Source organism: Acinetobacter stercoris (genome assembly GCF_900323515.1).
GTDB lineage: Bacteria > Pseudomonadota > Gammaproteobacteria > Pseudomonadales > Moraxellaceae > Acinetobacter > Acinetobacter stercoris.
On sequence record NZ_OOGT01000239.1, the window covers coordinates 1 to 5,444 of the forward strand.

Below are 5,444 nucleotides of genomic sequence, written 5' to 3' on the forward strand. Positions count from 1 at the left end.
ATATATTATGTTTTTTTAGGAATGATTTTTTAGAGTTTTATTTAATTTTCAATATCTTATAAGTATTTTCTATACAGGATAATCATTACTTACCTGGATTGAATAAAAGAGCAAGGATAACTGTAAGTGCTTATATTTTTAGACTTTTTAATTCGATTGGAACATGTAAACAGAGGATTGGCTGTTTGCGAATAACGTGGTAATCCAGTTCATGCATGATTTAGTTCACAAAAGTGTTATAGCTAATGAATGCATAAGGGTTCTAGTTTCCAAGAAAACTATCTCTAATTATTTTATGGTTGCCAGTTTTTTCACAACCTCTTTTCCAACTTCACGTGGTGATTGTGGGTTTTGACCTGTGATAATACGATCATCTACAACCACATAAGAGGTAAATGGTAAGAAACTTTGAGAGTATTTTGAACCTTTGGATTTCAATTGATCTTCAAGGAAAAATGGCACCTGTTTTTTCATCCCGGAAAGAAACTCTTCCCGATTAGAAAAACCTGTGATTTTACGGTTGGAAATAAGAGGAGCTCCTTGTTCATCTTTCAGTGCCAAAATCCCTGCAACACCATGACAGACAGCAGATACCACACCACCTTGAGCATAAATTTGCTCACCCAGAGCTGTTAATTCCGGATTATTTGGAAAATCCCACATTACTCCATGACCACCTGTAAAATAAATTGCTTTATAATCAGATGCTTTGACATCACTTGGCTTTAAAGTGTGATTTAAACGATTCTTAAAAGCAGGATCAGCCAAATAAGCTCGTGCTTCTTTGTCCATGTAAATCCATTTTTGACTGCGCTCATCCAGAGGTATGAAACCACCTTGCGGACTAATGAAATCCATCTCATATCCTGCTTTATGGGCAACATCATAGAAATGAGTCAACTCAGTCACCCAAAGGCCTGTTGCATCTTCGCGTGTTGGATATTTGGAATGATTAGTCATCACAACCAAAATTTTACCTTTAAATTTGGTTGTGGCTTGATCTGAATTATTCGCCTGATTTGCAGAAGCTGAAGGTATTGTAAACAGGATTGAAAAAACAACAAAAAAGCATTGTGCGATATGAGATATAACTGACCAACTGTTCGCCATGATAGTATCCTTGATATGGATTGCAGAGGGAGTATAAGATTAAAGTTAGGTTTAAGGTCAAGTTCGTTTTTTGTGACATTTTACTTATTTTTAAGTTTATATGTTTTATTTATATAACAAAGGCTTACATGAAATTTATATCTTTGTCCTTTTAAATCTTTTCAGGTTCTGTCAAATAAATCTCCATTAAACGTCGTGCATTTTCACCGCATGTAATATCTTCAGGTTTGTTTTTAATCGAATCTATAAGTTGTAAGATATTCTTTTTATTTTGAGTCAATGTTTTCTGCATTTTATTAATATCCTTGACCTTTTCTTCTAAAGCAGAAATGATCATATCATGATCCCAATTGGTCATATTTGCAGGTACTAAGGCTTTTATTTCCTCCAAAGTAAATCCGACTTGTTGGGCTTGTTTGATTAAAAGTAATTGTTGTAAATCATTTTCTGAATATTTGCGGTATCCATTTCCAAGGCGTTTCGGTTCAGGCAACAGCTTGATCTGTTCATAATAACGAATTGTAGGCGCATTCAATCCGCTCAACTTTGAAAGTTCACTAATATTCATTTTTAAAAACCTGCATACATTCAAGTTTACTTTAGACTTTCTTTGATTAATATTCAAGCGAAAATCACGTGATAAAACTTTAAAAAAGCGATTGACCTTAAAGCCAACTTTAAGCATAGCATAAATGCAATATTTAAATCCGAATCAAAAATTATGTTGAAAAAACAACGCTTACAGCAGTCTGCTTTCACTCTTTTTACAAGTCTTGTATTCACGCATTCTGCTTATGCAACAAATAATTTTATAGCAGTAAATCAAATTCCTAAGTTTTCAAACCCACAAGAGCATACAGTGATGACAAATAAGATTAATTCGAACCTCATAATTGCTGATAAACCTCGTACACAGTACCCAACAACAACTGAGTTTGTAACGGTTGAGTTTGGAATGCATCAAGTTCTAGTACCGAAAGGTGGTTTTTATGATCGCTTTCATACGAAACCGGATTTAGAAGAAGTCACAAAGGACCCTCGTATTGGTAATGTCGATTTTTTTAGAAAAATACCTAAAAAACTGGTTGATACGTATGTAGGGAAAGTATGGTCGCCTAACTATTATTATCAAAGTAGTCAAGTACAATTGTTAATGCTTGCACCTCTGGACAAGTTAAAAGCCAAGCTACCTGCCAAAGTTGAGCCATTAAGCCTCATCCCTGGTTATGGTCTGGTTTCTCTAACCTTTTATGCTTATAACATTTGTGATAATGATCCTTATGACGAGGTTTCCGTGGCAGTTGTCGTACGACGTCCAAATGCCAAAGGTTCAAGTATTGCTGAGTTGATTTCATCTATTCGAAAACATGAATATTATGGTTATGTTTTAGCATTACCTGTAGATACTGAAATTGCCCGTGTGCGTGGCGTGTATGGTTATCATTTACCGAAATGGCTAACTGCAATTGATTTAAAAATTGATGATCATGTCCAGGCACATCTATATGATACTCATGGGAATGTTGATATTCGTCTTTCAGCACCAACACCTAAACTAAAAACAGTAAAAAATCTGTCTCATCAAGAAAAGAAAACTCTGCTGAATCAGGTTGATGGCATTTGGTATAGTTCTTATGTGCAAGTTAATAACCAAACTTTTACACAAAAATTCTTTCCTAAAAACGTTGAGTTAATTAGAAGTAATGGACCAGTAAGTCAATTACTTGATCAGCTTGGGGCGAAAAAAATCTTACGTATGGATGTGATTAAAGATGCACAATTGGCTTTACATATGCCAATTCTGATTGATGAATGGAATAATAAATCAATGTTTAATGAACAAAAAGGGTGGTAAATAACATCACGTTTTTATTTTTCCTAAGAAAAAGAGTGCTATTAAACACTCTTTAATCTTTATAATTCCAAATTATGTTCTATTTCGCATTACTTGGCGATATTGTCTAGTACGCTTAGCCATTGTCAATTGTTGTAAAATTAATGCCCAAAGTGGAGACACCTTTGCATTGGTTACATTCCCTTGACTCAATTTGCGCAACTGATATTTTACAGTTGACATATTTGCGAGTGAGGCTAGGGCCTTATTTTTCCAACGAATTGGTTTCAATTGTGGTGCATTTTTTTGATTTAACCTCCATATATTTGGCAGATTGGGTTCAATGGCTAAGGCTGTTGCAATTCCCACCATATCTACACCACTTTCAATCACATGTTCTGCTACTTTTCTGCGTCTAATCCCGCCAGTCACCATAATTGGCATTTTTGCAATTTTTTGAATCTCAGTTGCAAACTCTAAAAAATAAGCTTCACGTGCTAAAGTTCTCCCATCACGTGCCTGACCTTGCATTGCAGGCACTTCATAACTTCCACCAGATAACTCTACCAAATCAACAGGTAATGTATTGAGCATTTCTACGACTTGTTTAGCATCATCAGCACTAAATCCACCTCTTTGAAAATCTGCAGAATTAAGTTTTACTGCAACTGCGAATTCTTTCGATACCATAGCACGAACTGCTTTTACGATTTCGATCAAAAGTCGTGCACGATTATTTAGAGAGCCTCCCCATTGATCTTTGCGATGATTACTTAAAGGAGATAAAAACTGACTGAGCAAATAACCATGTGCTGCATGGATTTCAACACCTGTAAAGCCTGCTTGTTCTGCAAGTTGTGCAGTGCGGGCAAAACGCTGAATCACTTCATCAATCATGGCTTGAGTCATTTCAATCGGGGTATCAAACTTATTTGACATTTTCCCTAAGTCAAGTGGAATTGGAGATGGTGCCCAAGTTTGCTGTCCTAAATTTGATTGCATTTGACGACCTGGATGATTAATTTGCATCCATACTTGTGAACCTTTTGAACGCGCGATTTTTGCCCATTGTTGAAATGCTATCAGATGTTTGTCATCCTCTAAAACAACACCTCCAGGTCCTGTCATTGCACGACGATCAACCATGACATTACCTGTAATGATTAAACCAGCACCACCTTCAGCCCAGGTTTTATATAATTTGAATAATTTTTGTTCAGGGAGGTGATTTAAATCAGCCATATTTTCTTCCATTGCAGCCTTAGCGAGTCTGTTTAAAACTACCTGACCATTTGGAAGAGTTAATGATTCAAAAATACGCATAAATTGTACCTCTGTTAATTTAAGATTCACTTTAAGGTTAAAGTAAACTTTAAGGTCAAGTTGTAAATCTAGATTCTCTCCAAAAAAAGAGCCACCTATAGGTAGCTCTGAATTACATTAAAAAATCAAAATAAATCAGTTTTGAATAAATGCTAGCAAGTCTGGATTAATCGTTTCGGCATTCACGGTCAACATCCCATGTGAAAAGCCTGGATAAACTTTTAAAGCCCCATTCTGTACCAATTCGACAGATAATTTTCCTGAAATTTCAAATGGTACAACTTGATCATCATCACCGTGCATAACCAAGACAGGCACAGTAATTTTTTTCAAATCCTCGGTAAAATCTGTTTGAGAAAATGCCACGATACCATCGTAATGTGCTTTTGCACCTCCCATCATACCTTGACGCCACCAGTTTTGAATTACTGCCTCTGATGCTTTTATACCTGGGCGATTAAATCCATAAAATGGACCTTCTGGTACGGCTCGGTAAAATTCAGATCTATTTTTAAATAATTGATTTTGAAAATCATCAAATACTTCTTTTGGTAGACCATCTGGATTCTTTTCAGTTTTTACCATAAGAGGGGGAACAGAGCTAACGAGGATCGCTTTCGAAACATGTTCTTCACCATGTCTTGCAATATAGTGTGCTACCTCACCGCCACCAGTAGAATGACCGATGTGAACTGCTTTACTAATTCCCAAGTGTTTAACTACAGTAGCAACATCATCCGCATAATGATCCATATCATGACCATCCCACACTTGAGATGAGCGACCATGTCCTCGTCGGTCATGTGCTACAACCCGATATCCTTTTTCAAGAAAATATAATAATTGTGCATCCCAATCATCGGAACTGAGTGGCCAACCATGATGGAAAAATAATACTTCCGCATCACGTGGTCCCCAGTCCTTATAAAAAATTTCAACTCCATCATTTGTAGTTACGTAACCCATGAAATGACTCCTTAAGAATTAAGATTTATTGAACAATTGGTTTGGTTTTGTTCAAAATTATCCTAACTTTAAAGTGTACTTTAGAGTCAATGCTTTTTATTTAGTTAGATTTGTTATTTGTAAACCAGGTATGCCATCCGCACTTTATATGCTGAATTTGATCATAGTCTATGATTAAGTTTTATATATTTTTCCTAGATTAGTATTTAAT

5 protein-coding genes are annotated in these 5,444 nt (G+C 35.7%); 1 reads left to right on the plus strand and 4 read right to left on the minus strand.

Features of this window, described 5'->3' with window-relative positions:
- Positions 1-288: 288 nt before the first annotated feature.
- Complete coding sequence (locus tag KPC_RS17495; protein ID WP_121975618.1) at positions 289-1,110, minus strand: type 1 glutamine amidotransferase domain-containing protein; 822 nt, start codon at positions 1,108-1,110, stop codon at positions 289-291.
- 151 nt (positions 1,111-1,261) lie between these two features.
- Positions 1,262-1,678: a MerR family transcriptional regulator gene (locus tag KPC_RS17500; protein ID WP_121975622.1), complete on the minus strand. Its 417-nt coding sequence runs from the start codon at positions 1,676-1,678 to the stop codon at positions 1,262-1,264.
- A gap of 153 nt (positions 1,679-1,831) precedes the next feature.
- Between KPC_RS17500 and KPC_RS17505 the strand changes: the two genes are divergently transcribed.
- Positions 1,832-2,965, plus strand: a complete 1,134-nt coding sequence (locus KPC_RS17505; protein WP_121975619.1) for an acetoacetate decarboxylase family protein — start codon at positions 1,832-1,834, stop codon at positions 2,963-2,965.
- 72 nt (positions 2,966-3,037) lie between these two features.
- On the opposite strand, the gene KPC_RS17510 is transcribed toward KPC_RS17505, so the two are convergent.
- Together KPC_RS17510 and KPC_RS17515 are read right to left on the minus strand one after the other, a co-directional pair.
- The gene (locus tag KPC_RS17510) at positions 3,038-4,267 is read right to left on the minus strand and encodes an NADH:flavin oxidoreductase/NADH oxidase family protein (RefSeq protein ID WP_121975620.1); all 1,230 of its coding nucleotides are present in this window, start codon (positions 4,265-4,267) and stop codon (positions 3,038-3,040) included.
- A 135-nt stretch (positions 4,268-4,402) separates the two neighbouring features.
- Entirely contained in the window at positions 4,403-5,233 is an 831-nt protein-coding gene (locus tag KPC_RS17515) for an alpha/beta fold hydrolase (RefSeq protein ID WP_121975621.1), read from the minus strand.
- Between the last annotated feature and the right edge of the window lie 211 nt (positions 5,234-5,444).

Excerpts from the sequence above, each read along its gene's own strand:
- KPC_RS17495 (WP_121975618.1), bottom strand. The coding sequence starts at position 1,110 with ATGGCGAACAGTTGGTCAGTTATATCTCATATCGCACAATGCTTTTTT.
- KPC_RS17500 (WP_121975622.1), bottom strand. The coding sequence starts at position 1,678 with ATGAATATTAGTGAACTTTCAAAGTTGAGCGGATTGAATGCGCCTACA.
- KPC_RS17505 (WP_121975619.1), top strand. The coding sequence starts at position 1,832 with ATGTTGAAAAAACAACGCTTACAGCAGTCTGCTTTCACTCTTTTTACA.
- KPC_RS17510 (WP_121975620.1), bottom strand. The coding sequence starts at position 4,267 with ATGCGTATTTTTGAATCATTAACTCTTCCAAATGGTCAGGTAGTTTTA.
- KPC_RS17515 (WP_121975621.1), bottom strand. The coding sequence starts at position 5,233 with ATGGGTTACGTAACTACAAATGATGGAGTTGAAATTTTTTATAAGGAC.